Genomic DNA, 25,839 nt, shown 5'->3' with positions numbered 1-25,839 from the left:
GGTGGCGGCGCCGACCGACTGGCGGCCCAGGCTCGCCCCCGCGACCGTCCTGCGGCACGACCGCGCACGCGACACGGACCTGCTGCTGGTTCCCGAGCGCGTGGTCGTCCTGCGGGGCGCCGCCGGCGCCGTGGTCGCCCTGTGCGACGGGAGGCGCAGCGTGCGCGACATCGTCGGCGAACTGGCCGACCGCTTCCCCGACTCCCCGGTGGCCACCGATGTCCCGCCCTTCCTCGAGGGGCTGCGCAAGGAGGGCTGGCTGCGATGACCACGGCCGATCCGCGGCCCCCGACCGTGCCCGCCCGGCCCTGGGCCCTGCTGGCCGAGCTCACCCATGCCTGCCCGCTCCACTGCGGCTACTGCTCCAACCCGCTGGAACTGACCCGGCGCACACGCGAACTGGGCACCGGGCAGTGGACGGACGTGATGCGCCAGGCCGGTGAGCTCGGCGTGGTCCACACCCATCTCTCGGGCGGCGAACCGCTGTTGCGGCGCGACCTGGACCTGATCGTCGCCGCCGCCGAGGCCGCCGGGATCTACACCCAACTGGTCACCAGCGGGGTGGGCCTGGACCGGGCCCGGCTCTCCGCGCTCGTCGCGGCCGGCCTGCGCAGCGTCCAGCTGTCCGTCCAGCACGCCGACCCGGACACCTCGGACCGGATCGCCGGGCGCCGGTCCTTCGCGGACAAGGAGCGGGCCGCGGCGCTCGTACGGGCCGCGGGTCTCCCGCTCGGCCTCAACGTCGTCCTGCACCGTGAGAACCTCGACGCGATCGACGCCGTCGTCGAACTGGGCCTGTCCTGGGGCGTGGACCGGATCGAACTGGCCAACGCGCAGTTCTACGGCTGGGGTCTGCTCAACCGTTCCGCGCTGCTGCCGACTCGTGACCAACTGGCCCGGGCGCAGGCCGTCGTCGAGCGCCTGCGCGAGCGGCTCGCACCGGACGGCCCCGATCTGATCTGGGTCGTCCCCGACTACTTCGACGGCGTGGCGAAGCCGTGCATGGGCGGCTGGGGGGCCGTCTCGCTCACCGTCGCCCCGGACGGCACCGTCCTGCCCTGCCCGGCCGCGGCCGGCCTGCCGGACCTGGACCCGCCGAACGTCCGCGACCACCCGCTGCCCTGGATCTGGGACCACTCCGAGGCTTTCACCCGCTACCGCGGAACCGGCTGGATGCCCGACCTCTGCCGCGGCTGCCCCCGCCGCGACGAGGACTTCGGCGGCTGCCGCTGCCAGTCCTACGCCCTCACGGGCGACCCCACCCGCACGGACCCGGCCTGCCGGCTGTCCCCGGACCACGCCCTGGTCCGGACCCTGACGGACGGGGCAGCGGGCGACAGACCCGCGATCGTACGGCGCGCACCGGCCCGGCCCCGGACGGCCGGGCAGGCCTCCTGACCGTCCCGGCCCGCGGGCCGGGACGGCACCCGCGCCCGAGCGGCCTCCCGGCGGCCGGCCGACCACCGGCCGCCCGCTCTAACGCGCGGGTCGATACACCCGGGGCGCCTCCCGCGCCCGGAACGCCTCCGCCTCCCACGTCCCGTCCAGCCGTGGCGCCAGCCAGCCCGGGGCCGCCGTGCGGAAGTCCGCGGGATCCAGGGCCGCCGCGCCCGCGGGCAGGGCCCCCAGCAGGGGCGCGCCGGTCACCTCCGGGAGGTCCTCCAGGTTGCAGCGCGAGGCCAGGTCGGGGGAGGCCGGCCAGCTGCCGATCACCATGCCGAGCAGGTCCAGCCCGCGGGCACGCACTTCCCGTGCCGTCAGCTCCGAGGTGTTCAGGGTGCCCAGGCCCGGCGACGTCACGACCAGCAGGGGGGCGCGCAGCAGCACGGCCGCGTCGGCCAGGGTGCCGCCCTCGGGGCCGAAGCGGACGAGCAGGCCGCCCGCTCCTTCCACCAGGACCAGGTCGTGCCCGGCGGCCAGTTCGGCGGCGGCCTCGGCGACGTCCTGCGGGCGCACCGGCGCCCTGCCGGCGCGCCGCGCCGCCGTCCCCGGCGCCAACGGCTCGGGGTAGCGGGCGAGTTCGGCCGTGGTGACGGGTCCCGCGAGCCGTGCGGCCTCGGCGGCGTCGCCGGGCTCGTCCGGCCCCACGCCCGTCTGCGCCGCCTTGAGCACGGCCACCGACCGGCCGGCCGCGAGGGCGGTGGCGGCGACCGCGGCGGTGGTGATCGTCTTGCCGACCTCCGTGCCGGTACCCGTGATCATCAGGATCGGCATGCTGCTCCTTCCCGCGCCGCCGCGCACACCGCGCGCGCGATCCCGGCCACGTCCGCGTCCCCGGTGACGTACGGCGGCATCGTGTAGACCAGGTCGCGGAAGGGCCGCAGCCACACCCCTTCGCGCACGGCCGCCCGCGTCGCGGCCTGCAGGGCGGCGTCGTCGAGGGAGCGCTCCAGCTGGACGACGCCGATGGCGCCGAGCACCCGTACGTCCCGCACGCCCGGCAGTTCCAGCGCCGGGCCCAGTCCCGAGCGCAGTCCCGCCTCGATCCGCTTGACCTCTCCCAGCCAGTCCTGGCCGAGCAGCAGTTCGATGGAGGCGCAGGCGACGGACGCGGCCAGCGGGTTGCCCATGAAGGTCGGGCCGTGGGCCAGGACGGGCACCTCGCCCCGCGCGATGCCGTCGGCCACCTCCGGCGTGCACAGCGTCGCCGCCATCGTCAGGTAGCCGCCGGTCAGCGCCTTGCCCACGCACATCACGTCCGGCGTCACGGCCGCGTGCCCGGCCGCGAACAACGCGCCCGTACGGCCGAACCCGGTCGCGATCTCGTCGAACACCAGCAGTACGTCATGCGCGTCGCACGCCTCGCGCAGCACCCGCAGATAGGCGGGGGAGTGGAACCGCATCCCGCCCGCGCCCTGCACCACCGGTTCGACGATCACCGCGGCCAGTTCGTCCGCGTGCCGCTCGATCGCCGAGCGCAGCCGCTGCGCGTACGACTCCTCGTAGGCGGCCGGCGGCGCGTCCACGAACACCTGCCGCGGCAGCACCCCGGCCCACAGCTCGTGCATGCCGCCCTCGGGATCGCACACCGACATCGGCTGCCAGGTGTCGCCGTGGTAGCCGCCGCGCCAGGTCAGCAGCCGCCGCTTGCCGGGGCGGCCCCGCGAGCGCCAGTACTGCAGGCACATCTTGACCGCGACCTCGACCGAGACCGAACCGGAGTCGGCGAGGAAGACGTGCTCCAGGCCGTCGGGCGACATGTCGACAAGGAGCTTCGCGAGCCGGACGGCGGGCTCGTGCGTGAGCCCGCCGAACATCACATGGCTCATCCGGCCCAGCTGCCCGCGGGCCGCCTCGTTGAGCACCGGGTGGTTGTAGCCGTGGATCGCCGACCACCAGGACGACATCCCGTCGACCAGCTCGCCCGAGCCGTCCGCCATCCGCAGCCGCACCCCGCTCGCCGATTCCACGACGAGCGGTTCGGCACGGCCGGGCATGGGGCCGTACGGATGCCACACGTGCCGCCGGTCCAGCTCCAGCAGCTCGGGGACGGTCAGGTCAGGCATTGGGCGCGAGATCCGTTCCGGCACCGCGGCGGCGGACGGCGACCAGGTCGCTGCGGACCCCGCCCGGCGCGGCCGCGGCGGCACCGGCCGTACCGCACACGCCGCCGCCCTCGTGCGAGCCGCACCCGGCCTCCTCGTGGGACCCGCAGCCGGCACCGGCGTGCGAGCCGCACCCGCCGCCCGCCGCCCGGTGCTCCGGCAGCGTCACCTCACCGGTGCCCTCCACCTCGAATCCGGCGTCCGCGATCATCTCCAGGTCGGCCCTGCCCGCCTGGCCCTCGCTGGTCAGGTAGTCGCCGAGGAAGATCGAGTTGGCCAGGTGCAGCGCGAGGGGCTGCATCGTGCGCAGGTGCACCTCACGGCCGCCCGCGATGCGCACCTCGACGTCCGGGCAGACGAACCGCACCATCGCCAGGATCCGCAGACAGCGCTGCGGGGTGAGGTGCCACTCCGTGGCCAGCGGGGTGCCCTCCATCGGGATCAGGAAGTTCACCGGCACCGAGTCCGGGTCGAGCTCGCGCAGCGAGAAGACGACGTCCACCAGGTCCTCGTCGCTCTCGCCCATGCCGGCGATCAGGCCCGAGCAGGCGGACAGCCCGGCCGCGTGCGCCTTGGACACCGTGTCCACCCGGTCGGCGTAGGTGTGCGTGGTGGTGATGTCCGCGTACGTCGACTCGGAAGTGTTCAGGTTGTGGTTGTAGGCGTCCGCGCCCGCCTCGCGCAGGCGCTCCGCCTGGCCGTCGGAGAGCAGGCCGAGGCAGGCGCACACCTCGACGCCCTCGTTCCCGTCCTTGATCGCCTTGATGGTGCCCGCGACCCGGTCGATGTCCCGGTCGGTCGGACCGCGCCCGGACGCCACCAGGCAGACCCGCTTGGCGCCCCCGGCCAGTCCCGCGGCGGCGGCCTGCGAGGCCTGTTCGGGCTTGAGCCAGGTGTACTTCAGGATGTCGGCCTGCGAGCCGAGGCGCTGCGAGCAGTACGAGCAGTCCTCGGGACACAGGCCCGACTTGAGGTTGACGAGATAGTTGAGTTTCACCCGTCGGCCGAACCAGTGCCGGCGCACCTTCCCGGCCGCGGCCACCACATCGAGCACGTCGTCGTCGGAAGTGGCGAGAACGGCCAGAGCTTCCTCGCGGGTCGGCAGCTCGCGCCGAAGCCCCTTGTCCACCAGCGTGTTCAGCAGGTCCATGAGAGCCGATCCTGTCCTACCGACCCGCTCCCGGCCAAGGAGGGAAGGGACAACGAAGCCACTTCGACGTGTGGGTATCGCCACATCATGGGGTGGCGAGCGTGCGGCTAGTGTCTGTCCACTGCCTACAAAAGTCCCGGAGGAGTCATGGCGTTCGGCTGGATCGACGAACAGGCGGAGCAGCGCCGCCGCGCCGGGCTCCTGCGCACCCTGCGGCCGCGTCCGGCCGGCTCCCCGCTGCTCGACCTCGCGAGCAACGACTACCTGGGACTCGCCCGCCATCCCGAGGTGACCGAGGGCGCGGCCCGGGCGGCGCGGACCTGGGGCGGCGGCTCGACCGGCTCCCGGCTCGTGACGGGCACCACCGAGCTCCACACCGAGCTGGAACGCGAGCTGGCGGACTTCTGCGGCTTCGAGGCGGCCCTGGTCTTCTCCTCCGGCTACGCCGCCAACCTCGCCGCGGTCGCCACGCTGGCCCCGCACGGCTCGCTGATCGTCTCCGACGCGGGCAACCACGCGTCGCTGATCGACGGCTGCCGGCTGGCCCGGGGCGCCAAGCAGGTGGTCGGGCACGCCGACCCGGAGGCGGTGCGCAAGGCGCTGCGGACGCACGAGGGCACGGCCGTCGTGGTGTCGGACACCGTCTTCTCGGTCGACGGCGACGCCGCCCCGCTGGCCGAACTGGCCGCCGCCTGCCGCGAGCGCGGCGCGGGACTGCTGGTCGACGACGCCCACGGTCTCGGCGTCCTGGGCGCGGGAGGCCGCGGTGCCGCCGACGCCGCGGGACTGGCGGGCGCCGGCGACCTCGTCGTCACGGTCACGCTGTCGAAGTCGCTCGGCAGCCAGGGCGGGGCCGTCCTCGGTCCCGCCAAGGTCATCGACCACCTCGTCAACGCGGCCCGTACGTTCATCTTCGACACGGGACTCGCGCCCGCCGCGGCCGGAGCGGCCCTCGAGGCCCTCCGGCTGCTGCGCCGCGAGCCGGCGCGGGCGGCGCGGGCCCGCACGGTCGCCGCCGAACTGCACGCACGGCTGACCGCCGCGGGCCACGAGGCGGTACGCCCGGACGCCGCGGTGGTCTCGGTGCGCGCGCCCTCCCCGGAACAGGCCGTGCGGTGGGCGGCCGACTGCCGTACGGCGGGTCTCGCCGTGGGCTGCTTCCGTCCTCCTTCCGTGCCCGACGGCGTCTCACGGCTGAGGCTGACCGCCCGTGCGGACCTGACCGGGGAAGAGATCGAACGCGCTGTCCTGGTGATCGGCGAGACGCGACCATGAGTCGGCGTGGCACGGCCGTGTGCCGCACGATCCGGGACTGATCAGGACAGGAGCGCGGCCGTGAAGTCCGTCCAGCTCCCGGGAGAGAAGAGCAGGGCGGGCCCGGCGGGGTCCTTGGAGTCGCGTACGGCGAGCAGCCCGGCGAGGGGACCGGAGCGCGGTCGAGCCGTCTCGACGCAGTTGTTGGCCCCGGTGCTGTAGCTGCTGCGCAGCCACCGCACGCCGTGCAGATCGGTACTGGTAGGTACGTTCCGAGGCAGTGCAGACATGGTGCCTCCTTACGCGCCGTCACCTATCGCGGCGATGTAATCAAATGAGTCCTCGGGTGAAAGGGCGTGGGACTGGAGGTCCTTGAAGGCCTCGCTGTAGGCCCCAAGGTCTTCTTTCCGTTCGAGGTAGAGGCTACTCGTCAAGTGGTCGAGAACAACTACGTCCAGATCAGAAGTGCTCGAAAATGAGAAGATTACGAAAGGCCCGGTGATGCCGACATGCGCACCGGCGGCGAACGGCAGCACCTGCAGCCGCACGTGAGGCAGGTGCGCCGTGTCCAGCAGGCGCCGCAGCTGACGCGCCATGACGCCGGGGCCGCCGACCTCGCGGTGCAGCACCGCCTCGTCCAGTACCGCGCTCAGCCGCAGCGGCGGATCCGAGTGCAGCACGTCCTGCCTGGCCAGCCGCACCTCGACCAGTGCGTCGAGCCGCTCGTCGTCCAGCCCGCCGACCGCCGCCCGGGTCACCGCACGCGCGTACTCGGGCGTCTGGAGCAGGCCGGGCACGACGGACGTCTCCAGCGTGCTCATCGCGTTCGCCTGGGACTCCAGACTGATGAAGTCGCGGTAGGTGGGCGGCAGCACCCCGCGATAGGCGTGCCACCAGTGATGCCGGCCGCCGCCCTCGTCGGAGCCCGCGAGCACCAGCAGCAACTCGCGGAGCTGACTGTCCGACACGGCGTAGACGTCGAGAAGTAACCGCACATCGGCCGGTTTCACCCCGCTGGCACCCGTTTCGATCCGGCTCACCTTCGACTGGTGCCAGCCCGCGAGCCGGGCCGCCTCACCGCTCGTGAGCCCCGCACCCGCGCGCAACGCACGCAGTTCGGCACCCAGCTTCCGGCGGCGCACCGCGGGACCGTGCTGCATGCGCTACTCCTTACTCCTTCCGGGCCGCCCGAATACGGTCTCCCGTCGCAGAGTTCACCGCATCGAGCGACAGATATATGCATATCTTGGTGGATCGCCACCCGCGACAGGCCCAGTAATGGCAGTCTGGCGACGAAGCACCAGTCCGGGACCGTACTCGAACCATCCGCTCCGTGTCGGACTCCGGCCCCGTGGGAAAGGGACGACCGCGCCATGGCAGACCATCTGGAAGCATCCGTCACTCTGCCGAGCCAACCCGCCTCGGTCTCGGCGGCCCGGGGCTACGTGGTCGAGACGCTGGCGGAGTGGGGGCTTCCGGCGAGCACCGACACTGCCGAGACCATCCGCCTGATCGTCTCCGAACTGGCCACCAACGCCGTACAGCACACCTTCGGGCAGTCACCCACCTTCACGGTGGGCCTCGAACTCCACCGTGACGAGGAACTGCGCATCGGCGTCACGGACTCCCACCCCCGCTTCCCCAAGCGGCTGCCCGCCGCGGTCCAGCAGGACAACGGCCGGGGCATGGTGATCATCCGCTGGCTGGCGGCCGAGTGCGGCGGAAGACTGCGGGTGCGGCCCACCAGGGAGGGCGGCAAGACGGTCTCCATCGAACTGCCCTGGACCGTCCCGGCGGAACCCGTGACGGCAGCGGGGCAGCAGGAGCCGTAGGGAAGCGGCTGGAGGAGGCATCTCCTGGCCCGGGGCTCGGTCCGAGTCACCCGCAGAGGGCCGCCGCCCCCGCGGTCGCACGAGGTGGACGGCGCGCCGGACGGTGTCGGGCGACGGCAAGCGCTGGGTGACGGCCGGGCTCAGCAGGAAGGCGATCAGCAGGAAGGCGATCAGCAGGAAGGCGATCAGCAGGAAGGCGAAGAGGATCTGCGCGCCGGCCCGGACGACGCGCGGCTCCTGCAGGGACCGGGTCGGGCCCCGCGGGGACGGTGGACGGTCAGGTCGCCGCCGCCCCCGCGGGAGAGTCAGCCGACCCGGCCGTACCAGACGCTCCTGGTCCAGATCTTCTGCAGTTTCACGACGTCCCCCGTCTTGGGGGCGTGCCAGATCTTCCCCTTCCCGGCGTAGATGCCCACGTGGTAGACGCTGTGGCCGGAGTGGAAGAACACGAGGTCTCCGGCCCTGCGGTGCTTCGCGGAGATGTGATGGGTCCTGTTGTACTGCTGGGCCGCCGTGCGGGGCAGCTTCTTGCCCGCCTTCTTGAAGGAGTACAGCGTGAGCCCGGAGCAGTCGAACCTGTGCGGTCCCGCGGCGCCCCACTTGTAGGGGGAGCCCTTCTTGGAAGCCGCGATGTGAAGTGCTTTCGTCGCCGGTGTGGCGGCCGCGGCGTCGGAGGCGACACCCGGGACCACGATGGAGCCGCCCACGGCGGCGATGGTGAGCGCCGAGGCCGTACCGGCCCGGGCCATCAGCGACGGGACACGATTGAGCGCAGTCATGCGCAACCCTTCGTCAGCCGCCTGTGAAGGATGACCTGTCGGATTCGGGCTGGCGAAGTTGCCCGGCCGCTGACGCGGCTTCACCCCGAGGGCTGCTCGGCCCGGCCATGGCGTGACCGTTCCGGCGACCCGTTGTGCTTGGGTCCTCCACTCCTGCCGATCCACTGCTGTCGACCGGTCATCCGGGCGGCGGCAGGACTCGGCGTCCGCACGGATCGCCCCGCCGCTGCGGCGGGGGCTTGTCGTCAGACAGGGATCTTCACCTACCGATGTCCGAAAATCCCAACGGAACCGGGGATTTGTGTTGTTACTCACCACTCACCCGTTCGGGTGGACACCCGCGCGTTCGAACGGGCGTTGAGGGGGCGGCCGAGTCCCGGACCAGCACCGGAACGCTCTATTCCGGCCTGGGTCCACCCGTGTTGTGCAACTCGGACCCCCGGAAAATCGCAGTCGTGTCTACGCCGAAAGGCGGTAGCCCGTTTGGTCCGTTTCCCGGCCGGTCCGGACGCCTCACCACCGGACCGCGTCCGGACCGGCCGCACCCGCGTCAACTGCCGGAGTGCGGCGGCACGGTGACCCGGGCCGTGCGCCGCTCGCCGTCCAGGACCCGGAGCGCGCGCCCCAGCGTGGGGACGTGCAGCTCGCTCTCGCCGCGCTGGTGCATCAGCGCCAGGGCGTCGCGCAGTGCGACCGCCTCGCCCACCAGCGCCTGAGCGGCCCGCAGTCCGCTGTAGGTGTCTTTCTGCCGCGCCGGGTTGACGCGGCCGAGCAGGTCGACCACGTCGAGGTAACGGTCGATCAACTCGCCCTCGGCGCGCGTGAGGGCGGGCAACGGTGGGAGTTCGGGTGGGAGCACCGGCCGCTCACCGCCCGGTCGGCGGGGCGAGGGTGGACCTGCGGCTGCTGATGATCCGGTCCACCAGCCCGTACTCCAGCGCCCCCCGGGCGTCCAGGACGTGGTCCCGCTCGATGTCGGCGCTCACCTGCTCAGGGCTGCGCCCGGTGTGCCGGACGAGCATCTCCTCGAGCCGTTCCCGCGTCCGCGTCAGCTCGTCGGCCTGGATGGCGAGGTCGCTGGCCTGGCCCTGCACCGGTTCGTACAGCGCCGGCTGATGGATCACCACGCGCGCGCCCGGCAGCGCGAGCCGCTTGCCCGGTGTGCCGGCCGCGAGCAGCACCGCCGCCGAGGAACCCGCCTGTCCCATGCAGATCGTCTCCACCTCGCAGCTGACGAACCGCATGGTGTCGTAGATCGCCGACATGGCCGTGAAGGAGCCGCCGGGGGAGTTGATGTACAGCGAGATGTCCCGGTCCGGGTCCTGGTACTCCAGATGCATGAACTGCGCCATCACGTCGTTCGCCGACGTGTCGTCGATCTGGGTGCCGAGGAAGACGATCCGCTCCTCCAGCAGCTTCGAGTACGGGTCCATCGTCTTCTGCCCGGCGCTCGTGCGCTCGGTGAACTCGGGCAGGACGTAGCGGGCGGACGGTCGGGTCATGGCATACCCCTCCTCGCGGCAGAGCTCTCTCGCTGAGCTGTCTCTCAGGAGCTGTCTCCGTAAAAAATGTACAGGACGTACGTGACGTTATGATGGGGGCACATCCTAGTGATCACCAGGAAGCCGCAGGTCAAGTTCCCTTTTTGCGCTTCGCTTAGAGCAGATCTCTCACAAACTCTCACATCGCCACATCGCGACTCAGGCCGCGCTCTCGTCGTCGAAGCCGAGAAGCACCGTCAGGTGATCGGATGCCGACCGGAGGTCCTCCGGACTCGGATGGACGTACACACGCTTCGTGAAGTCCGCACTGACATGGCCCGCCCACGCTGCGAGGACCGCGTCAGGCACCCCGTTGACCGAGAGGAATGTCAGACAGGAGTGGCGCGCGTCGTACAGCCGCACACGGCGCAGCTCCAGTCGGCCCATGATGGAGTACGACGCCTCCCGCAGATGCCGTGTCGTCAGGGGCTGCCCGAGGTGATCGACGAACATGTAGCCCGACGCCTGGTAGTAGCCGCCGAGTGACATCTGCTCGATCTCCTGAAGAGCCTTGAAGGCGAGCAGAGCCTGCCGGACGGGTTCCGGCAGCGGGAGTACCCGCTCACCGGCCTCCGTCTTGGTGTCCTTCTCGAGCACGCGCGCGTTGCCGATCATCGTGCGGGTGTTGCCGATGGTCAGCACCCCGTTGTCGAGGTCGATGTCCTCCCACCGTAGGCCGGCCACTTCGGCGGGACGCAGGCCCATGAGGCTGAGCATGAGCGGTCCGAACAGCCGCTCCCCGCGCAGGCCGACGAGGAAGTCCCTGACCTCTACGACGTTCCACGGTGCGACGCGCTTGTTGGTGCGCCGATCTTCCTTCCAGGCCCGCTTGGGGACCTGGACGTACTGCGCAACGTTGGCGTGGACGTACTTGCGGATCACGGCCCAGTTGAGGGCTTCCTTGAGCCGAGCAAGGACCCCCTGCGCTGTGCGCGGCCTGAGACCGGTACCCGGCGTCCCGCCCCGGCGCCGGGCGGCCACGACCAGCCAGGCCGCCATCGAGATCACCTGATCCTCGGTCAGCCTCTGCATCCTCACATGCCCGAGATACTCGTACGCGTGGCACAGGGCGTTCCGGTAGCCCTGGAGGGTGCTCTCCTCGAGGTCGTCTGCTTTGCGTTCCAGCCACGTGTCGAGCAGCTGACGCACGGTCATTTCGTTGGGCGGGACGAAGGTGCCGTTCGTCTGCTCGTTGATGATCCGGGCCAGTTCCTGCTGAGCCTCCTTCTGGGTCTTCTTGGTCACGGTCAGCTGCTTGCGCTTACCGGATTCGTCGCGGCCGATGTCGACCACGAAGCGGTACCGCACGGCACCGCTTCCGAGGACGACCTTCTTGATCTCGGGCATGGGCTCCTTCTTTCTTGGGTCAGCCATCACCCCCCAGGAGGCAGGCCTCGAGGTCCAGCATGGGGCGGACGCCGAGGCCGACGCACAGGCCTGACGGAGGTGCGCTCAGCGGTGTCTCGGACGGCAGTTGGGCAGGGGTTGTCTCCTGCGGCGGGGACCCGGCCGGAGGAGATGTGCTGGGCGAGGGCTCGCCGCGCGCCGGCGGCGGCGAGCCGAGCCCGCCCGGCGTTCTCGTTCGTGTCGCCTCATCGATCGGCATCAGCGGTGTGGTGCTCGACGCGCTGGCCGATCCGTCAGGTTCTGGGCTCGTACTGCTGCGTTGGCCGGATCGGCTCGCTGACGGGCTGTTGCGTGGCGGCGGTCCGGTCGGGCCGGGGGGAGCGCTGGCGGTCGGGCGAGCCGTCGGTGCGGAGGACGGCGGCCCGTCATCGCTGTCGTCCCCCCATGGACTGACGATGACCACGGCGACGGTTGTTGCGGTCATGGCCGCTGCCACCGTGGTGGTGACGAGCTGGCCGCGGTGACTGCGCCATCTGTCCCGCGCTGCCCTGCTGATGGCCAGCAGTGCGGCGACGCCTCCGCCCAGGAATAATCCGAGGTGCCGCTTCCGACGCACGGGCTGCGGGCCCATGGGGGGCGGCTCGTATCCACTCCCATTCGCGGCCTGAAGCGCAGCCGCTTCCGTTGGCGCGTCCCGAAGGGCGCGCAGTATCCATTCGCTGTTGTGCTCGGCACGCATGTCGCGCAGCTGCCGGTTGAGGTCCCCCCTCAGCCGCCGGAAGAGCAGCACAAACACGATGCAGTTAGCGCCGAACCCAGCCGCGAGAACGAACCAAATCATTCCCGTCCCCTGTGCACTGTCGGCTCGGACTCCGCACATGTCGGTGAAATATGCGGGCTACAAACAATGCGACAGGAGTTGACTGTTGTGATTCGAACAAACACTCATCGTGACTGAACTGTTACTACATGGCGTGAGGTGGCCGCTCCTCAAGTCCGTGCCGCTCGCGCGGCCCTGACGGGTCCTCGGCTCTGTCCAGCTCGCCGGCCTCGACGCGCTCGGCGAGGCGGCGCAGCGCCGGCGCACGGTCCGCGGGCGGCAGTTCCCTGATCATGTCCAGGATGATGCGCTGCCGCTCGGGCGTGAGGCTGCTCAGGGGGTCGGGCAGGGAGTCGCTGCGCTCGACGCTCTGGATCTCGATCTCGCGCAGGATCTCCGCGGCCTCCGGGCGGTGCTCGGCGAGACGGGCAGAGGAGACGCCGACGGTGTGGGCCATGTGAGCGAGTGTCTTGTCCGGCGCCTTGGCGGGGTCGGACGCACCGGGTTTCCCCTTCCATCCCTTTTCGATCTGACGCCAACGGAAGCCCTTGATGCGGACGGGTGTCCGGTCGGCGGCCTCTTCGGGGCTGAGACCGCGCGCCTGGCGGGCGAGACGGATGAGGTCTGCCTCGGGCGGCGGCTGGGGGGTGCCGTGCTCGGGCGAGCCCATGGCTACGTCCTCCTACTCTCGTCGACTTTCGTCAACTTCCGTCAACTCTCCCAGGTGTACGGGGCTGCGCCCAAGTCCAGAACCCCACCGCACAACTCCTTCACAAACGGCTTTCTACTTATCGCTACTTTGTCCTTGACTTGCTTCTACTTACCGCTACTCTGATGGCATGTCTCCACCCACCCAAGACCCGCAGAGACTCAAGCGCAGGCGGATCGAGGCCGGCCTGAACCAGGGGGAGCTCGCCGCTGCGGCAGGGATCCACCCCTCGCACATGTCGTGGCTGGAACGAGGGATGCGGGGCGCCTCGCCCCGAGTCCTCAAGCGCCTCGCCGAGGCGCTGGACTGCGAGATCGCCGACCTGATGCCGCCCCCGCCCGAGGCCGAGACCGGCAGCACGGCAGGTGCAGCCTGATGCCCGCCACGGTCCCCACCCTCGACGAGGTCCGCGCCTGGCCGGCCACGGTCAGCGTGCCGCAGGCCGCCACCGCGTTGGGCGTGTCCAAGAGCTACCTGCACGAGCTGATCAAGAGCGGCCAGTCGCCGGTCAAGACGCTGCCCCTCCAGGGGCGCCACCGCGTCATCACGGCGTCCCTCGTGCACCTGCTCGAAGCCGCCTGATGCGCGCTCGCCGCCGAGGCCTCCTCGGCTGGCAGTGCCCGACCTGCGAGCACCGCAACCCGAAGGGCCGGATGGAGTGCCGCAAGTGCCGGCGGCCCCGCCCGCTCGGCGCCTGAACTCCCCCCCGACACAGCGGCCAGTGGCCGCGCAGCAAACGGGGCCGTCCCGGACCTGCCCGTCCGACACGACCCCGCTCGAGACGTCACCTCACCACTACGAAATGAGGTTCACGTGAACCAGGCTACCCAGCCGTCCCGACTCGCCGCACCCACCGAGTCCAGAAGCCTGGACCGCGAACGCGAGGCCTACCGGCGCGCGGCCGAGCTGCTGGACCGGATCGTCGGCGAGCTCGCCACCCTGCCCCGGCAGGCCGCCGTGGTCGGCGACCTCACCGGCTTTTGCCTCCGCCTCAACTTCGGCACCAACGAGCCCAAGGGCGTACTGGAGTTCGCCGAGTTCGCCGACGTCCCGGCCACCCGCGACGAGAACCTGCACGGCGTCTGGATGGAAGCGCGCGCCAACCTGGAGGGCGTCCCCGTCTGCGCCGAGGTCCTCCTGTCCGTCGAGGCCGCAGCCGTCTTCGAGCAGCACAACCCGCCTCCCGCCCCCGGCCCGGACGACGCCACGCCGCCGGCGCCCGCGGCACCGCAGCCCATGCCGCTCGGCGCGAGCGTGACCGCCTACGTGCCCGCCGTCCCCCCAGTGCAGTCGGTGCACACGGAGCAGCTGGACAGCGAGGACACCGCCCGCTGCGTGCGCTGTGGCTGCACCGAGGACCAGGCCTGCGAGGGCGGCTGCTACTGGGTGTCCAACCAGCAGATGGCCGACCTGTGCAGCGCCTGCGCTACCCCCGAGGAGCTGCAGGTCATGGCGTACACCGCCGAGATCTCGGACGGTGGCGAGTGATCCAGGACCCGCGGCACGTCCCGCACAAGCTGCACTCCGCGATCGACATGGCCACTGACCTTCTGGACTTGCCGCTGGACGCACGGCAGCGCGAGGCCCTGGCCCTCGAGCTGACGGGCCCGGTACGTGCCCTGATCGCCGAGGCCCTCGGCGCCGCGGGCGACGAGACGCCGGTCCAGTACGCGGTGGCCGAACCGCCCCCGGAGCCCGAGGAGTTTGAGGAGTCGGAGTTCGCCGGATGCACTACGCGCGTCGGTCTCGACGTCGACCTCGACTCCCCGGCCGGCACCGTCGCCCAGAAGGCCCGTCGGCAGCCGGACGTCACGGCGGTCGTGATCCGCGACGCGCACACCCTCGCCGTCACCGTCGACCCGCAGTCCATCGATGCCTGGCGCTGGTGGCTCCACCAGTTCCGCATCAGCCCGGAGAAGGTGAAGGTGCACGGCACCGCCGCCGAGGCGGTCGGCAGCAAGGACGGCGCCACCGTCTTCCTCCGCGGCGAGCACGTGCCCGAGCTCCTCGAGGACCAGGCGGCCGCCCACCTCATGGGCGTCATCCCCGCACCCGCACAGGCCACGCCGTGAACGGCACCGCCAGCGCCGCCCAGTGGCTCGCCTGCAGCGGCATCGGGTGCGGCACCGGCGCCCTCTTCCTGGCCCTGATCAAGCTCGCCCTGGACGAGGAGCCCGTCGGCTCCGACCCCGCGGACCGCGTGCCCGCGTATCAGCCGCCGCCGGCCCTGCCCAGCCACGCGCCGCGCAGCCTGCGCTGGCACGCCGCCCCGCCTCGCGTCGACGAGACCCAGCCCATCCGCGTGCAGCACCACGCACGCCACGCCAAGAAGGCCGCCTGACCATGCAGTTGATCGAAGAGACCTACTTCGGCTGGACCCCCTACACGCACACCGACCTCTGCCCCAACCCCACGTGGGACGAGGTCCAGGTTCGCCGCGACGAGGGCGCCCGTCCCGTCGCCACCGGCGACCAGCCCCACGCCTGCGCCAACGGCATGTGCTCCCACGCCACCACGTTCGGGCGCGTGCAGCTGCGGCTGCTGTGCCGGGACTGCGGCACCGTTTGCACCATCACCGGCGAGGGCCTCACCGAGGTCTGCACCCACACGTCTCTCACCGGCTGGGGCCAGAGCCCGCGCCGTATCGGCGACGTGTGGCTGTGGCCCGGGCACCCCGTCGTCCCGGGCGGTGAGCCACACCAGTACCTCGTCACCCGCCAGGCCGCCACCGTCACCCCCGAGACGCTGTACGGGATCATCAGCCGGCACCGCGACGCCGACGGCACGCTCCGCTGGCTCGCCGGCGCCGTGCCCGACGAGAACGGCGCCCACCCGATCTCGACCCTCCGCTGGCGCCACGCCATCCGCGGCCTCGCCGCGCTCGAGGACGCCGCCGCGTGGGTCGCCGTTGCCGACATCCACGCCACGCGCGCGCTGGCGGTGACCGTCTGATGCCCGGACCGTCCCGTTCCCTGTCCCAGGCGGCCGACCTGGTCCGCCAGTTCAACCACGACACCATCACCACCGGCGGCGACTGGCAGTACCCGCCGCACGCCTACGACGCGATCGGATCCCTTGCCTACCTGGTGGGGATGCTGCCGCAGGCCATCGAGCAGACGATGCGACCCGTCGACCGCACCCACCAGGACAGCCGGGTCACCGTCGACGGCGGCCGTGACCCGCAGCAGGCCGTCATGCAACTCCGAGCTGCCGTGACCGACGCCGTCCACATCGCTCGTCTTCTATCGGCCGCCGTGGATCGCATGCACTCCGCGGCTTCCCCGCTCGGCCTCGACACCCGCGGCCTGGCCGAGTTCGACGAGGACGGTGAAGGCTGATGTCCCTCGGACACTTGCTGCTCGTCGCCTCGTTCACAGCCGCCGTCCTGCTCGTCGCTCTGGCCGCCCGGATTGCTGCGGGCGGTGAGGGCTGATGCCAACCCGTGCCCAGCGCCCGCGCCTGCCGGAAGTCAGCGAGGGCCAGCGCAAGGCTCGGCTGGCCTGGAACGGCGGCAAGACCGGCACCAGCCGCCCCGGCGTGAGCCTGTCCGTCTTCGACGTCTGCACCGTCGACGGCTGCGGTAGCCCGGTCAACGGCAGTCGCCCGCCGGCGGACGGCATGGTCCAGGTGGGCGGTGCCGCCGACGGCGCCGCAGAGCACTGGTACTGCGCCGGCCGCTGCGAGGCGATCGCCCGCGCACGCGCCGAGCTCCGTGCCATCCCGATGCGTCCGGGCGGTGGCCGGTGAAGGAGCCCGACTTCGATGTGATCGAGCGCGTACTGCGCAGCGCGCAGCCTGTACGTCCGCTGCTGGCCTACGAGTTGCGCGGCCCGCTCGTGCAGCTGCTGGCCTCCGGCACCACCGACCCGACGTGGCAGGCGCCCCCAGGCCTGCTCGCCGCGGCGATCGACACCGCCCTGGCCAAGGCCAGGCGTGAGGAGAAGGACATCCCCGCCGGCGCTGCTGCCGGGTCGGGGACGGCGTTCACTCCTCACGCCCTGGTGCTCGAGCTCGACGGCCTGGACTTCCGCGCCGTGTGCCGGTGCGGCTGTCCCATCGGCCGTACCCCGCAGGGCCGTTCGACCGACGGCCTGGTCGGTCTGTGGGAGCAGCACGCCGCCCAGGCCGATCCCGACGGCGCCTGGAAGCGCGCCATCACCACCCTTCCCGCATCTGTGATCGGAGCGTCATGACCGACACCACCCCGCCTCCGGCCTCTTCGCCGACGCCGCCGACCCCGGAGGAGATCGAGGCCGCTGCCCGCATCCTCGTGCGGGCCTGGGCGCCCGGCTATCTCCTGCCCGGCGACCACCCGAAGGAGATCGTCGCTGGCAACGCCGACGACTACGACGACTACGACGAGGACGACCCGGACGAGTACTGCGGCTGTGCCGGTACCGACGACGACGGTCAGTCGCTCGGCTGCAACTGCGGCTCCGGCTGCTGCTGCGACGAATGCAGCTACCAGGCGTACGCCCGCTACAAGCGCTGCTGGGTGAGAGGCTGCAGCAAGACGCCGACCTTCCAGGTCGTGCGCTTCGGCCTCGTCAACCAGCACGTGCAGGAGCCCACCAAGCGGGGAGCCGTCTGCCCCCACCCCGAGGGCGGAGACCATTGGTGCACGCCCGACACCGTGTATGTCGCGGCCGGTCCGTCCGTGCAGGAGTTCAGCCACCAGCCGGCCTGCAGCATCGCCCACGCCGTCCAGCTGCGTGACGCCAGCCGGGAGTTCCGCCCCAGCGCCAGCGACCTGTACCGCATCGAAGCCTGGACGTACTCGCCGCACGACCGTGAACTGCCCGCCCCGCTCCCGCGGTTGCGCGAGGAGACCCACAGCGCCCGAGACGCCGCCCGCCACGCCATCCAGAGGCACGCCTCCATCGGCGCCCCCGGCTACTGGCTCGACTCGGTGCGCCGACACCTCGCGCTCGCCGCGTGGAACGCCCGCCTCGAACTCGAGCAGCCGAGCCAGGACGACGATCCGTGGGACGACCAGCCGAGCGCGCCGCCGCAGGATGAGCCCACCGAGCCGGACGACCCCGAGTGAAGCGCAAGCCGCCGCCGTGCACGTGGCAGAAGCCGGCACCGCACTCGCTCACCTACGCCCGCCTGTACGTCAACGGCTGGTGGTGCGACCGGCACTCACCCCGCGCGCAGCGCGGCCTTCCGCCCCTCGAGCCGGGCTCGGGCTGGCCCATCCACCGCCAGCCCCCGCCGGACACCGACCAGAACGAGGCCGCTGGATTGCCAGCGCCGAGCACCGACAAGGACACGACGACATGAGTGCACCGGCCCAGTCCCGCATCCCCACGCCCGGCGACCTCGCCCGCCGCCAGACCGGCATCGCCAGCCCGACCGCCGAGCCCGCGCCGTCCCCGGCCGCTCCGGAGACACAGGCCCCGGAGCCGCAGGCGCCGCCCGCCGAGGAGGCGCGGCCGGTGTGCCACCGGCCGATGTACGAGCCGCGCCCCCTCACCGCCGAGGAAGCCATCGCCCCTGGCGTCCTGATGGACACCGAGTTCTTCCGGACCGTCTTCCGCTACTGCCTCACCCGCTCCGGCCTGCCCCCGCACGCCCGCCTGATCGCGCACGAGCTGCTGGCCCGCGCCAACGACAAGAACGGCCGGCTCGGCCCGAAGCAGCCCTTCCTCGACCAGCTCGCCCACGCCACCGGCCTGACCGAGGCACAGACCGGCGTCGCCCTGCAGGTCCTCTACACCCGCGGCTGGATCGCCTACCGGCCCGCCTGCCCCGACGATCGGCAGCCGCTGTACGACCTCGTCATCCCCGCCCTGGAACTCGAGCGGGCCCGCGGACGCCGCTACCTGCACCAGGAGCCCTGACCACACCAGACGGCTGGGTGGGCGATGACCACGCCTCGCCCACCCAGCGCCAAGACCAACCACCCGGCGGCCGCTTCCCCGGGGCGCCCCCACGCCCGCAGCCGCCACCCCGGGCCCCGCCTGTCTTCCCCCAGTGGGCGGGGCCCGGCCCCGACCACGACACCGAGAAAGAGACCGCCGTGACCACCGCCGCGCTCGCAGCCATACCGGCTGCACCGCACCCGCAGCCGCACACCGCGGCCGCCCGGGTGCGCCCGCGCGACGGCGGCCTCACCGTTCGCGTGCCCCTGCGCCTGGTCGTAGGCGCTCAGTACCCCGATGCGGCCCTGAGCGTCTACGTCAAGGTGGCAGCACTCGCCCTCCGCCCGGAGGGCTGCACCGCCCGCGTCGCCACCCTCGCCACCTACCTGGGCCTGTCCAAGTCAGCGGTCGAGCGAGGCCTTCGCCCACTCACCCAGCCGGACCCCATCGACGGCCTCACCGAGATCCCCACCGTGCGGCGCACCCAGCCCGGCGGCACCGGCGAATCCGCGCACCGCATGACCCGCCCCCTCACCGACGGCGAGCTGTGGGTGCGCATTCCGGTGCGCGCAGCCGAGGCCCTCACACCCCGCCTGCTGCGCCTGTACGCGCTCCTCGCCTACGCCACCGCCCGCCGCATCCCCGTCACGGTCTCCGAGCTCGGCGAGATGCTCCGCCACCACACCGGCCAGCGCGCCGGCGAGAGCCTCGGCGAGCGGCAGGCCCGCCGCCTCGTCGACCAGCTCGAGGAGACCGGCTGGCTGGCCGTGCACCGACGCGAAGGCGCCCGCGGCCGCCACGCCTACGAACCCCGCCGCCACCCCCTGCACCCCGTCCCCGCCCCGGCCACTGCTGTGCCTGAGGGCGCGGCCCTCGAGGACCGTCAGCCGGAACAACTCCCGCTGTGGCAGGGCGAGTCACCGGTCAATCATGACGGATCGGGTGCGGATCTTGATGACGGATCCCTCGCGTCAGAGGAAGACCACGTAATTGACGGACCCGTTGAGACGAAGGCAGTGGGGGTTTCCCGCCGTAGGCGACGTGACCGTAAGTGGGTCCCGGAGCCCGCGGGCAACGCGGCCGCGCCAGTGCCGGACACGTTCCGGCCGGGCACGTCTCGCGCTCCGCGCGGGAACCACCTCGCCCCCGCCATTCCGAGCAGCCCCTACGCCGGGCCGGAGCTGCGCTGGACCCAGCGCATCCACGACAGCCTGGCCCCCGCCCGCCACCTCCTCAACGAGCGGGTCAGCCGCTTCATGCTGCGCCGAGTGGCCCGCGAGATCGGCCGCCAGCTCGACAACGTCGCGCACAACCTGATGACACCCGAGCGGATGGCCGCCCGGATCACCGCCCGCTACCGCGACGCCCGCACCATCCGCGACGTCGGCGCCTGGCTCCTGCACGTGGCCATCGTCCCCCAGGGCTGCGGCCTGCCGCTGTGCGAGGACGGCCGCACCTGGCCCACCGGCGAACCCTGCGAGACCTGCGCGCAGAAACGGCAGATCACCAGCGAGCAGTGGCGGCATGCCCGCGCGTGGGATGAGCGGCTCGCCGAGGTGCGCGCTGAGCGCGTGCTGGAGAAGGCGACTTACCGGCAGCGGTCGGCGGCGATGGACGCCGAGGTCCTCGCGGTGGCCGCCGAGCACGGGCCGGCCGCCGCGCTCCACCGGTACGGCGTGCTCCGCGCGGGCCAGCTGCTGCGCGCCGCGTACGGCGCGCTCCCCGAACTCCCGGCCGCTGCGCCCCGGCCGGCGCCGACTGTCCCCGTCCCGCGCGCCATCAAAGAGGCGCCCATGCGCGACGACTACATGCCCGCCGCCTTCCGTGCCGCGATCGGCCGCCCGGCCCTGACCGGCGCGCTCACGATCGCTTGCCCCGCGCCGGGCTGCCTCGCCGATGAGGGCCAGCCCTGCACCACGCCGCGCGGCCGCCGCCGCACCACGCCCCACACCGCCCGCGCTGCTGTCGCCCAGCTGCGCGAAGAGGAGTCCTGATGCCGACCAGTCCGCACCCCACCCGAGGCGTCACCACCTGCAGCCGGTGCGGGGCGCCGATCCGCTGGGCCACCAGCATGTCCGGCGCGAACAAGGGCCGGCGCGTGCCGCTCAACGCGCTGCCCAGTCCCGCCGGCGGGCTCGCCGCGCACACCACCGGCCTCGGCGGCCTGGTCGTGCGCGAGCTCGACGCCGACCGGCCCGAGCCCGAGCTCCTTGAGTGGAAGGCCGTCGCCCACTGGGACTCCTGCACCGGCGGCAACGGCCAACAGGCTCCGCCTCCTCGGGCCCGGCCTGCTCGGCGCAGGCCCACCGTTCAGCCCCCGCTCTTCGGCCAGCAGCAGAGACGAGGCGCGCGATGACGGCGGATGGGGACTGGCGCGCTTCCGCGGCCTGCGGCGGCAGCCGCTCCTTCGCCGCGGCGAAGCCCACCGAGGCGAAAGAGATCTGCGGCGGCTGCCCCGTCCGCGTCGAGTGCCTGTACGACGCTCTCGAGGCAGATACGTCCAACGGCATCTGGGGCGGCCTCACCTACGGGGAACGCCGCGCGCTGCCGGCGCTCCCTTCAGGCCGTTCGGCCGCGCTCGACAAGCTGCGCCAGCTCCTTGCCCACACCGATACGGCCGCCGCCGAGACCGTCGCGCCGCCGGCAGCGGACAAGCCGCGGCGGGAGACACCCCAAGCGGTGCCGGCCATGTCCCGTACGGACACGGCGGCAGCGCCGTCGCCTGAGGACTCCGGCACCGAGCGGACGGGATCGGCTGCGGTGGCAGGACGTGAGGACGTCGCCGAGCTGCTGCGGCAGGGCGCCACCCAGCGGCAGATCACCAAGGAACTCGGTGTCTCCGCGCGGGTGGTGACCGCGACCCGGCGGGCGTACGGCATCCCGTACCCGAAGGGGCCCGGCTTCCGGTACACGCCCGAGCAGCGCGCGGAGAACGAGCGGCGCACCCTCGAGCTGCTGCGTGCCGGCGCGACGTTCAGCCAGATCATCGAGCAGGTCGGGATCAGTGCGCCGACCATCATCCGGATCCGCCGCGAGGCGGGCCTTGGGCCGTCCGGGCAGACGGGCGGTCACCCTTCCCGCTCGGTCGCCGATGTCCTCGCCGAGCATGTCGAACCGTACGGCGACGGGCACGCCCGCTGGAGCGGGCCGATGTCCGGCCGGATGCCCCAGCTGTATGCCGACGGCGGCCGCTGCAACGCCCGGCACGCGGTGTTCGAGCAGCACCACGGCCGCCCGCCCGTCGGCTACGTCCGCAGCGACTGCCGTGAGCAGGCATGCATCGCCGGCGCCCACCTCACCGACGACGTCCTACGCCGCGCTCAGCCGGAGGAGGGGCCCGTGACGGTCCAGGCCTTGAAGGACCTGCTCACCGAGATCGATCACCAGGGCGGCCCGCAGGCCGCCCGCGACAACCGTCTCCATCTCACCGACCAGGAGCCCGCCACGATGACCACCACCAGTAAACCCACCACGCCCGCCGCTCCGGCCCCCGCCTCCAGCCTGGCCCCTTCCATCGCCCAGAGCACGGCCGAGATCACCGCTGAGGCGCTGCCCATCGGCAGCCTCCTGAAGTGGGGCGACGAGCACCCCGACTCCGACGTCCAGGACCAGGCAGCCCGCGCTCGCGCCCTCCTCACCGCCCTGCGCAACCGGCACGCCGCCGACCAGGAACTCACCGCCATCACCACCGAGGCCGAACAGCTCGAGAAGCGCCTGGCCGAACTCCGGTCGCGTGAGGCGGAGCTGGCGCCGAAGAAGAAACGCAAGAGCAGCACGTACGTCCGCGACTACGACACCCGCGAAGTGCGGGCCTGGGCGGCCGCGAACGGCATCGACTGCCCCCGCGTCGGCCAGGTCCCCAAGCGCGTCCTCGACGCGTGGCGTGCGGCCACCAGCGCGCCAGACGGCCAGTCGTGACCCCGGCCGCCGAGTGTGCCGTGTGCCACCAGCCGATCCGGTCCGCCACCGCCCGCGCGCGGCGGATCGGGTCCCGCTGCTGGCGCAAGCTCCGCCCCGACCAGCGCGCCGCCATCCGCCGTGACCCCGTCCGTGTCCGCGTCATCCTCGCCCGGCCCGTGCCCGTAGGGGACCCCCAACTTCCCCTGGAAGTAGAGGAGATCAGCTCGTGATCGCCGACGTCATTGACACCCTGACTGTCCTCGGCTGGGCGTACCTCACCTGGCTCGTCATCCTGGCCGCCGTCGCCACCCTCGTCCTGTACGCGGTCATCGCCATCCTCGCCGCTGCCGTCCGCGGCCTGCGCAAGCTCGCCCGCTGGGCGCACCGCGGCAGGACCAGACCAGCCTGGGCGCGCGGCCGCGTGCAGGCCCGCCGCTTCACCCGCGCCCGCCGCGACTACGAGGAGGCGGCCTGAGATGCCCATCGCCCAGCACGACCAGCCCGCCTACAAGCTCGTCTGCAGCAACGACGACTGTGTCAGCGACGACACCATCGCCCTCGACGAGCACGGATCCATCCGGCTCTTCGAGTCCCAGGCCGCCGCCCGCTACTGGGCGCAGGACAACGGCTGGGACATCAGCGCGGCCACTGGCGTCCTCTGCCCAGCCGATGCAGCCGAGGCCCGCGAGCGGCGCGACCAGGCCGAGGAGATCGCCGCGGCACTCGGCGAGGGGTGGGGTGCACCGTGACCCGCCGCATGCACCGCCTCCTCTACGTCGCGTACAGCGCCCTGTTCACCTGGCTCGCTGTCTGTGCCGTCCAGGCCGCAATCCATCACGTTCCGTGGGCATGCGCCGTATTCGTCCTCGGCTCCGCCCTCGCGGTCGTCGCGTTCATGCGCGAGAGCGCCCTCGACGACGCGCTACGCCGCACACCCATACGAGCGGAGCGCGAGGCCCGCCCGCCAGCGGCCACGGACGCGAGCGACGACGTCGTGGCCGTCGCCCTCGCCGCCGCCTGCTGCGAGCAGTGGTGGGCATCCGCCGGTACCGACCACGACCCCACCTGCCCCAACCACCAGCACCGGAGCAATGCATGACGGGCGAGACGCAACAGGGAGCGGCCGCGCCTGACGTCAACTCTGGGCCAGGTTGGTACGAAGTGGTCTCCCCGCGGAATGCGACCACGTGCATCGTCCTGGTGAACAAGGACGGATCTCTGTACCTCCCCGAGGGGGAGGACGCGCTCAGCGAAACCGAGTTCACGTTCGCCGCGGCCCGCGGCCTGGCCCACCGGCTGGTGCGCGCCGACGAGGTGCAGGCGTGAACGATCGCCACTCCACCGGCCCACGCTGCGGCAACAACCCGAACTTCAAGCTCACGCCCGGTGATCAGCAGATCGTCGACGACTTCAAGGCGTACCTCGAACGGCGTGCAGCCAGACCGGCCGTGCGCTGCCGGCCGAACCCTTCCGCGACATCGACACCAAGGACTAACCGCATGACCGACACCCGATGGAACGGCGAGCCGTGCACGGCCCTCCGCCTCACCGCCATCGTCGCCGACATCGACGCCTTCCCTCAGTACTGGGCACGCCACCTCGTCGGCACCCGCCGCAACGTCGTCCGCGTCGAGTACGGCGGCGAGACGTTCTACCTCGACGACGAGGACGGCTCCGGCTGGAACAAGCTCACCCACGGCGGATCGCCGCACTGGGCACACAGCAACATCGTCATCGACCCGGACAGCGTCCAGCTCCGCGGCCACCGCGCCGACCCGGACAAGCCATGCCCGCACGAGAACTTCGACGCCTACGTCGAGGTCAACAGGGTCACCGCCAGCGATTCCGACGCCACAGTGATCGGCTACGCCGCAGACATCAAGGTCAACTGCCGCGAGTGCCGAGAGCCCTTCCGCTGGACCGGCGTCCCCGCTGGCTGCTCCCCACGGCAGCCCATGTGCAGCGTCGACGAAACCGAACTGCGCGCACCCCTCAGGCCCGCGTCAGCTGACCCGGACTTCGGCCTTGGTCTGCCCGGCTTCGCCGTGAACTACCGCAGCCCGAAAGAGGGCTGACCCCGGAGCACAGCGAAGGGGCGTGCGCAGCTTGTCTTGCCGGACCGGCGCACGCCCCCAGGTGGAGATCACCGTACCGCCCCACGCACGGCAGGAGCCACGATGAATCCCACCCCGATCACCGCACACGACCACCTGCAGACCGTCATCGATCACTGGCACCTGCTCGCCGACATGCTCGACACCCACGTCTCCGCGCCTTGGCCCCCGTCCGGCCGCATCACCGACTACCTCAACAGCCTCACCCTCGCCGACGCCAGGCAGCTGGCACGCCAGCCCGCGGGCATCCGCGAGCTCGAAGTCGGCGCCGGCAGCGCCCCGCTCAACCTCGACGCCCTCGATGCCATCCGCACCACCGAGCTCGCTCTCATTGGCACCGCCGATCACATCGCCACCGTCGCCCAGCGCTATCCCATCACCGTCGACAACGGCCGCGGCTGGAACGACGAGCTACACCTCAAGGCCGCACTCATCGCCACCCAGGACCAGACCGACCCGCGCCGCTGGTCCCTTACCAACACCGCCAGCCGTACGCCCGCCCACGCAGCCGTCTGGCTGCAGCAGCGCCTCACCGGGACGCCCGGCCCGTTCCGCCCGCTGACCACTGACCAGCGCACGCTCGTTGAGTCCGTCGCCCGCGAGGCTGGCGAGCGCGTCGCCCTCGCCCTCGCGATACTCCGTCGCTGCACCGATCTGCCGTACCCCTGCCCGCACTGCCACGCCCGCCGGCTCACCGTGCAGGGCGGCGACGGCCAGGCCCCCGCTGTCTCGTGCGGCAAATGCGGTCGTACCTGGATGGACACCCCCGCATGAGCGCAATTCCTGCCGTCGCGGCAGCCAAAGAATCGTGGCGATAGTAGGCGCTGACTACTTCGGCGGCGCCCGGCACACATCGTGCAGAGCGTCCGTTAACCTCGCGCTTTCACGAAGTGGGCTGTCCAGCTGGTGATCAAGACAGCAGAAAGTGCCTCTGACCAGCGAGAATGAGGATTGTCTAGGCCCTTGTTCCCGCCCCTGTCGGAG

The 25,839-nt window shown here is 71.9% G+C and carries 36 protein-coding genes; 26 read left to right on the top strand and 10 right to left on the bottom strand.

Annotated features, from left to right (window positions below; all coding sequences use genetic code 11):
• Nucleotide 1 precedes the first annotated feature (1 nt).
• Both pqqD and pqqE read left to right on the top strand, forming a co-directional pair.
• Nucleotides 2-268 carry a pyrroloquinoline quinone biosynthesis peptide chaperone PqqD gene (pqqD, locus tag ACJ9NR_RS06160; protein ID WP_412489329.1) on the top strand — a complete coding sequence of 89 codons (267 nt, stop codon included), beginning with the start codon at nt 2-4 and terminating at the stop codon, nt 266-268.
• Complete coding sequence (pqqE, locus tag ACJ9NR_RS06155) at nt 265-1,398, top strand: pyrroloquinoline quinone biosynthesis protein PqqE (protein ID WP_412489330.1); 1,134 nt, start codon at nt 265-267, stop codon at nt 1,396-1,398. The genes pqqD and pqqE overlap by 4 nt, the downstream gene beginning before the upstream one ends.
• A 78-nt stretch (nt 1,399-1,476) precedes the next feature.
• Here the strand turns inward: pqqE and bioD are convergent, their stop codons facing one another.
• From bioD to bioB, 3 genes are read right to left on the bottom strand one after another with little or no spacing between them, the layout of a single operon-like run.
• The gene (gene bioD / locus ACJ9NR_RS06150) at nt 1,477-2,214 is read right to left on the bottom strand and encodes a dethiobiotin synthase (protein ID WP_412489331.1); all 738 of its coding nucleotides are present in this window, start codon (nt 2,212-2,214) and stop codon (nt 1,477-1,479) included.
• Complete coding sequence (locus ACJ9NR_RS06145; protein ID WP_412489332.1) at nt 2,202-3,506, bottom strand: adenosylmethionine--8-amino-7-oxononanoate transaminase; 1,305 nt, start codon at nt 3,504-3,506, stop codon at nt 2,202-2,204. Before ACJ9NR_RS06145 ends, bioD begins: the two co-directional genes overlap by 13 nt.
• On the bottom strand, nt 3,499-4,695 hold the full coding sequence (gene bioB, locus ACJ9NR_RS06140; RefSeq protein WP_412489333.1) for a biotin synthase BioB: 1,197 nt from the start codon (nt 4,693-4,695) through the stop codon (nt 3,499-3,501). Before bioB ends, ACJ9NR_RS06145 begins: the two co-directional genes overlap by 8 nt.
• A gap of 147 nt (nt 4,696-4,842) precedes the next feature.
• On the opposite strand from bioB, the gene ACJ9NR_RS06135 reads away from it, so the two are divergent.
• A complete protein-coding gene (locus tag ACJ9NR_RS06135) occupies nt 4,843-5,970 on the top strand; it encodes an 8-amino-7-oxononanoate synthase (RefSeq protein WP_412489334.1) in 1,128 nt (375 codons plus the stop codon).
• A 41-nt stretch (nt 5,971-6,011) separates the two neighbouring features.
• Here ACJ9NR_RS06135 and ACJ9NR_RS06130 read toward each other — a convergent pair whose 3' ends face one another.
• Both ACJ9NR_RS06130 and ACJ9NR_RS06125 read right to left on the bottom strand, forming a co-directional pair.
• Nucleotides 6,012-6,239, bottom strand: a complete 228-nt coding sequence (locus tag ACJ9NR_RS06130) for a DUF397 domain-containing protein (RefSeq protein WP_412489335.1) — start codon at nt 6,237-6,239, stop codon at nt 6,012-6,014.
• A gap of 9 nt (nt 6,240-6,248) precedes the next feature.
• Nucleotides 6,249-7,109, bottom strand: a complete 861-nt coding sequence (locus ACJ9NR_RS06125; protein WP_412489336.1) for a helix-turn-helix domain-containing protein — start codon at nt 7,107-7,109, stop codon at nt 6,249-6,251.
• A gap of 213 nt (nt 7,110-7,322) precedes the next feature.
• Here ACJ9NR_RS06125 and ACJ9NR_RS06120 point away from each other — a divergent pair, with 213 nt between their 5' ends.
• Nucleotides 7,323-7,781: an ATP-binding protein gene (locus ACJ9NR_RS06120; protein ID WP_412489337.1), complete on the top strand. Its 459-nt coding sequence runs from the start codon at nt 7,323-7,325 to the stop codon at nt 7,779-7,781.
• Between the two features lie 305 nt (nt 7,782-8,086).
• On the opposite strand, the gene ACJ9NR_RS06115 is transcribed toward ACJ9NR_RS06120, so the two are convergent.
• The 4 genes from ACJ9NR_RS06115 to ACJ9NR_RS06100 all read right to left on the bottom strand — a co-directional run bounded on the left by ACJ9NR_RS06115 (nt 8,087) and on the right by ACJ9NR_RS06100 (nt 11,448).
• Nucleotides 8,087-8,560 (bottom strand): C40 family peptidase, encoded by a 474-nt coding sequence (locus ACJ9NR_RS06115; RefSeq protein WP_412489338.1) that lies wholly within the window; start codon nt 8,558-8,560, stop codon nt 8,087-8,089.
• 550 nt (nt 8,561-9,110) lie between these two features.
• Nucleotides 9,111-9,419, bottom strand: coding sequence for a hypothetical protein (locus ACJ9NR_RS06110; protein WP_412489339.1), 309 nt, complete (start codon nt 9,417-9,419; stop codon nt 9,111-9,113).
• Nucleotides 9,420-9,426: 7 nt separating this feature from the next.
• A complete protein-coding gene (locus ACJ9NR_RS06105; RefSeq protein WP_412489340.1) occupies nt 9,427-10,062 on the bottom strand; it encodes an ATP-dependent Clp protease proteolytic subunit in 636 nt (211 codons plus the stop codon).
• Between the two features lie 198 nt (nt 10,063-10,260).
• Nucleotides 10,261-11,448: a site-specific integrase gene (locus ACJ9NR_RS06100; RefSeq protein ID WP_412489341.1), complete on the bottom strand. Its 1,188-nt coding sequence runs from the start codon at nt 11,446-11,448 to the stop codon at nt 10,261-10,263.
• A 173-nt stretch (nt 11,449-11,621) separates the two neighbouring features.
• Between ACJ9NR_RS06100 and ACJ9NR_RS06095 the strand changes: the two genes are divergently transcribed.
• Nucleotides 11,622-11,972 (top strand): hypothetical protein, encoded by a 351-nt coding sequence (locus tag ACJ9NR_RS06095; RefSeq protein ID WP_412489342.1) that lies wholly within the window; start codon nt 11,622-11,624, stop codon nt 11,970-11,972.
• Between the two features lie 441 nt (nt 11,973-12,413).
• On the opposite strand, the gene ACJ9NR_RS06090 is transcribed toward ACJ9NR_RS06095, so the two are convergent.
• Nucleotides 12,414-12,938, bottom strand: coding sequence for a hypothetical protein (locus tag ACJ9NR_RS06090; RefSeq protein WP_412489343.1), 525 nt, complete (start codon nt 12,936-12,938; stop codon nt 12,414-12,416).
• A gap of 169 nt (nt 12,939-13,107) precedes the next feature.
• Here ACJ9NR_RS06090 and ACJ9NR_RS06085 point away from each other — a divergent pair, with 169 nt between their 5' ends.
• The 21 genes from ACJ9NR_RS06085 (at nt 13,108) to ACJ9NR_RS05985 (ending at nt 25,629) form a co-directional block, all read left to right on the top strand.
• A complete protein-coding gene (locus tag ACJ9NR_RS06085) occupies nt 13,108-13,353 on the top strand; it encodes a helix-turn-helix domain-containing protein (RefSeq protein ID WP_412489344.1) in 246 nt (81 codons plus the stop codon).
• On the top strand, nt 13,353-13,559 hold the full coding sequence (locus tag ACJ9NR_RS06080; RefSeq protein WP_412489345.1) for a helix-turn-helix domain-containing protein: 207 nt from the start codon (nt 13,353-13,355) through the stop codon (nt 13,557-13,559). The genes ACJ9NR_RS06085 and ACJ9NR_RS06080 overlap by 1 nt, the downstream gene beginning before the upstream one ends.
• A gap of 231 nt (nt 13,560-13,790) precedes the next feature.
• Nucleotides 13,791-14,465: a hypothetical protein gene (locus tag ACJ9NR_RS06075; RefSeq protein WP_412489346.1), complete on the top strand. Its 675-nt coding sequence runs from the start codon at nt 13,791-13,793 to the stop codon at nt 14,463-14,465.
• Nucleotides 14,462-15,049 carry a hypothetical protein gene (locus ACJ9NR_RS06070; RefSeq protein ID WP_412489347.1) on the top strand — a complete coding sequence of 196 codons (588 nt, stop codon included), beginning with the start codon at nt 14,462-14,464 and terminating at the stop codon, nt 15,047-15,049. Before ACJ9NR_RS06075 ends, ACJ9NR_RS06070 begins: the two co-directional genes overlap by 4 nt.
• Nucleotides 15,046-15,318 carry a hypothetical protein gene (locus ACJ9NR_RS06065; RefSeq protein ID WP_412489348.1) on the top strand — a complete coding sequence of 91 codons (273 nt, stop codon included), beginning with the start codon at nt 15,046-15,048 and terminating at the stop codon, nt 15,316-15,318. Before ACJ9NR_RS06070 ends, ACJ9NR_RS06065 begins: the two co-directional genes overlap by 4 nt.
• A gap of 2 nt (nt 15,319-15,320) precedes the next feature.
• Nucleotides 15,321-15,929, top strand: a complete 609-nt coding sequence (locus ACJ9NR_RS06060) for a hypothetical protein (protein WP_412489349.1) — start codon at nt 15,321-15,323, stop codon at nt 15,927-15,929.
• Nucleotides 15,929-16,315, top strand: coding sequence for a hypothetical protein (locus ACJ9NR_RS06055; RefSeq protein WP_412489350.1), 387 nt, complete (start codon nt 15,929-15,931; stop codon nt 16,313-16,315). Before ACJ9NR_RS06060 ends, ACJ9NR_RS06055 begins: the two co-directional genes overlap by 1 nt.
• Nucleotides 16,316-16,409: 94 nt before the next feature.
• On the top strand, nt 16,410-16,724 hold the full coding sequence (locus ACJ9NR_RS06050) for a hypothetical protein (protein WP_412489351.1): 315 nt from the start codon (nt 16,410-16,412) through the stop codon (nt 16,722-16,724).
• Between the two features lie 17 nt (nt 16,725-16,741).
• Complete coding sequence (locus ACJ9NR_RS06045) at nt 16,742-17,170, top strand: hypothetical protein (protein ID WP_412489352.1); 429 nt, start codon at nt 16,742-16,744, stop codon at nt 17,168-17,170.
• Nucleotides 17,167-18,024, top strand: a complete 858-nt coding sequence (locus ACJ9NR_RS06040) for a hypothetical protein (protein ID WP_412489353.1) — start codon at nt 17,167-17,169, stop codon at nt 18,022-18,024. Before ACJ9NR_RS06045 ends, ACJ9NR_RS06040 begins: the two co-directional genes overlap by 4 nt.
• Nucleotides 18,021-18,260 (top strand): hypothetical protein, encoded by a 240-nt coding sequence (locus ACJ9NR_RS06035; RefSeq protein WP_412489354.1) that lies wholly within the window; start codon nt 18,021-18,023, stop codon nt 18,258-18,260. Before ACJ9NR_RS06040 ends, ACJ9NR_RS06035 begins: the two co-directional genes overlap by 4 nt.
• Nucleotides 18,257-18,820: a hypothetical protein gene (locus tag ACJ9NR_RS06030; RefSeq protein WP_412489355.1), complete on the top strand. Its 564-nt coding sequence runs from the start codon at nt 18,257-18,259 to the stop codon at nt 18,818-18,820. The genes ACJ9NR_RS06035 and ACJ9NR_RS06030 overlap by 4 nt, the downstream gene beginning before the upstream one ends.
• 179 nt (nt 18,821-18,999) lie before the next feature.
• The gene (locus ACJ9NR_RS06025) at nt 19,000-20,835 is read left to right on the top strand and encodes a zinc finger domain-containing protein (protein ID WP_412489356.1); all 1,836 of its coding nucleotides are present in this window, start codon (nt 19,000-19,002) and stop codon (nt 20,833-20,835) included.
• The gene (locus tag ACJ9NR_RS06020) at nt 20,835-21,197 is read left to right on the top strand and encodes a hypothetical protein (RefSeq protein WP_412489357.1); all 363 of its coding nucleotides are present in this window, start codon (nt 20,835-20,837) and stop codon (nt 21,195-21,197) included. The genes ACJ9NR_RS06025 and ACJ9NR_RS06020 overlap by 1 nt, the downstream gene beginning before the upstream one ends.
• Entirely contained in the window at nt 21,194-22,759 is a 1,566-nt protein-coding gene (locus ACJ9NR_RS06015) for a WhiB family transcriptional regulator (protein ID WP_412489358.1), read from the top strand. The genes ACJ9NR_RS06020 and ACJ9NR_RS06015 overlap by 4 nt, the downstream gene beginning before the upstream one ends.
• Before the next feature lie 208 nt (nt 22,760-22,967).
• Nucleotides 22,968-23,216: a hypothetical protein gene (locus ACJ9NR_RS06010; RefSeq protein WP_412489359.1), complete on the top strand. Its 249-nt coding sequence runs from the start codon at nt 22,968-22,970 to the stop codon at nt 23,214-23,216.
• A gap of 1 nt (nt 23,217) precedes the next feature.
• On the top strand, nt 23,218-23,490 hold the full coding sequence (locus ACJ9NR_RS06005; protein WP_412489360.1) for a hypothetical protein: 273 nt from the start codon (nt 23,218-23,220) through the stop codon (nt 23,488-23,490).
• Complete coding sequence (locus ACJ9NR_RS06000) at nt 23,487-23,840, top strand: hypothetical protein (RefSeq protein ID WP_412489361.1); 354 nt, start codon at nt 23,487-23,489, stop codon at nt 23,838-23,840. The genes ACJ9NR_RS06005 and ACJ9NR_RS06000 overlap by 4 nt, the downstream gene beginning before the upstream one ends.
• A gap of 101 nt (nt 23,841-23,941) precedes the next feature.
• Nucleotides 23,942-24,067: a hypothetical protein gene (locus ACJ9NR_RS05995; RefSeq protein ID WP_412489362.1), complete on the top strand. Its 126-nt coding sequence runs from the start codon at nt 23,942-23,944 to the stop codon at nt 24,065-24,067.
• A gap of 173 nt (nt 24,068-24,240) precedes the next feature.
• Nucleotides 24,241-24,816, top strand: coding sequence for a hypothetical protein (locus ACJ9NR_RS05990; protein WP_412489363.1), 576 nt, complete (start codon nt 24,241-24,243; stop codon nt 24,814-24,816).
• A 102-nt stretch (nt 24,817-24,918) separates the two neighbouring features.
• Complete coding sequence (locus tag ACJ9NR_RS05985) at nt 24,919-25,629, top strand: zinc ribbon domain-containing protein (protein ID WP_412489364.1); 711 nt, start codon at nt 24,919-24,921, stop codon at nt 25,627-25,629.
• Nucleotides 25,630-25,839: the final 210 nt, after the last annotated feature.

It is taken from the genome of Streptomyces sediminimaris (genome assembly GCF_047049295.1).
GTDB classification, from domain to species: domain Bacteria; phylum Actinomycetota; class Actinomycetes; order Streptomycetales; family Streptomycetaceae; genus Streptomyces; species Streptomyces sediminimaris.
The sequence above is the reverse complement of the archived record's forward strand: the minus strand, read 5'-3'. Positions and strand labels throughout refer to the sequence as shown.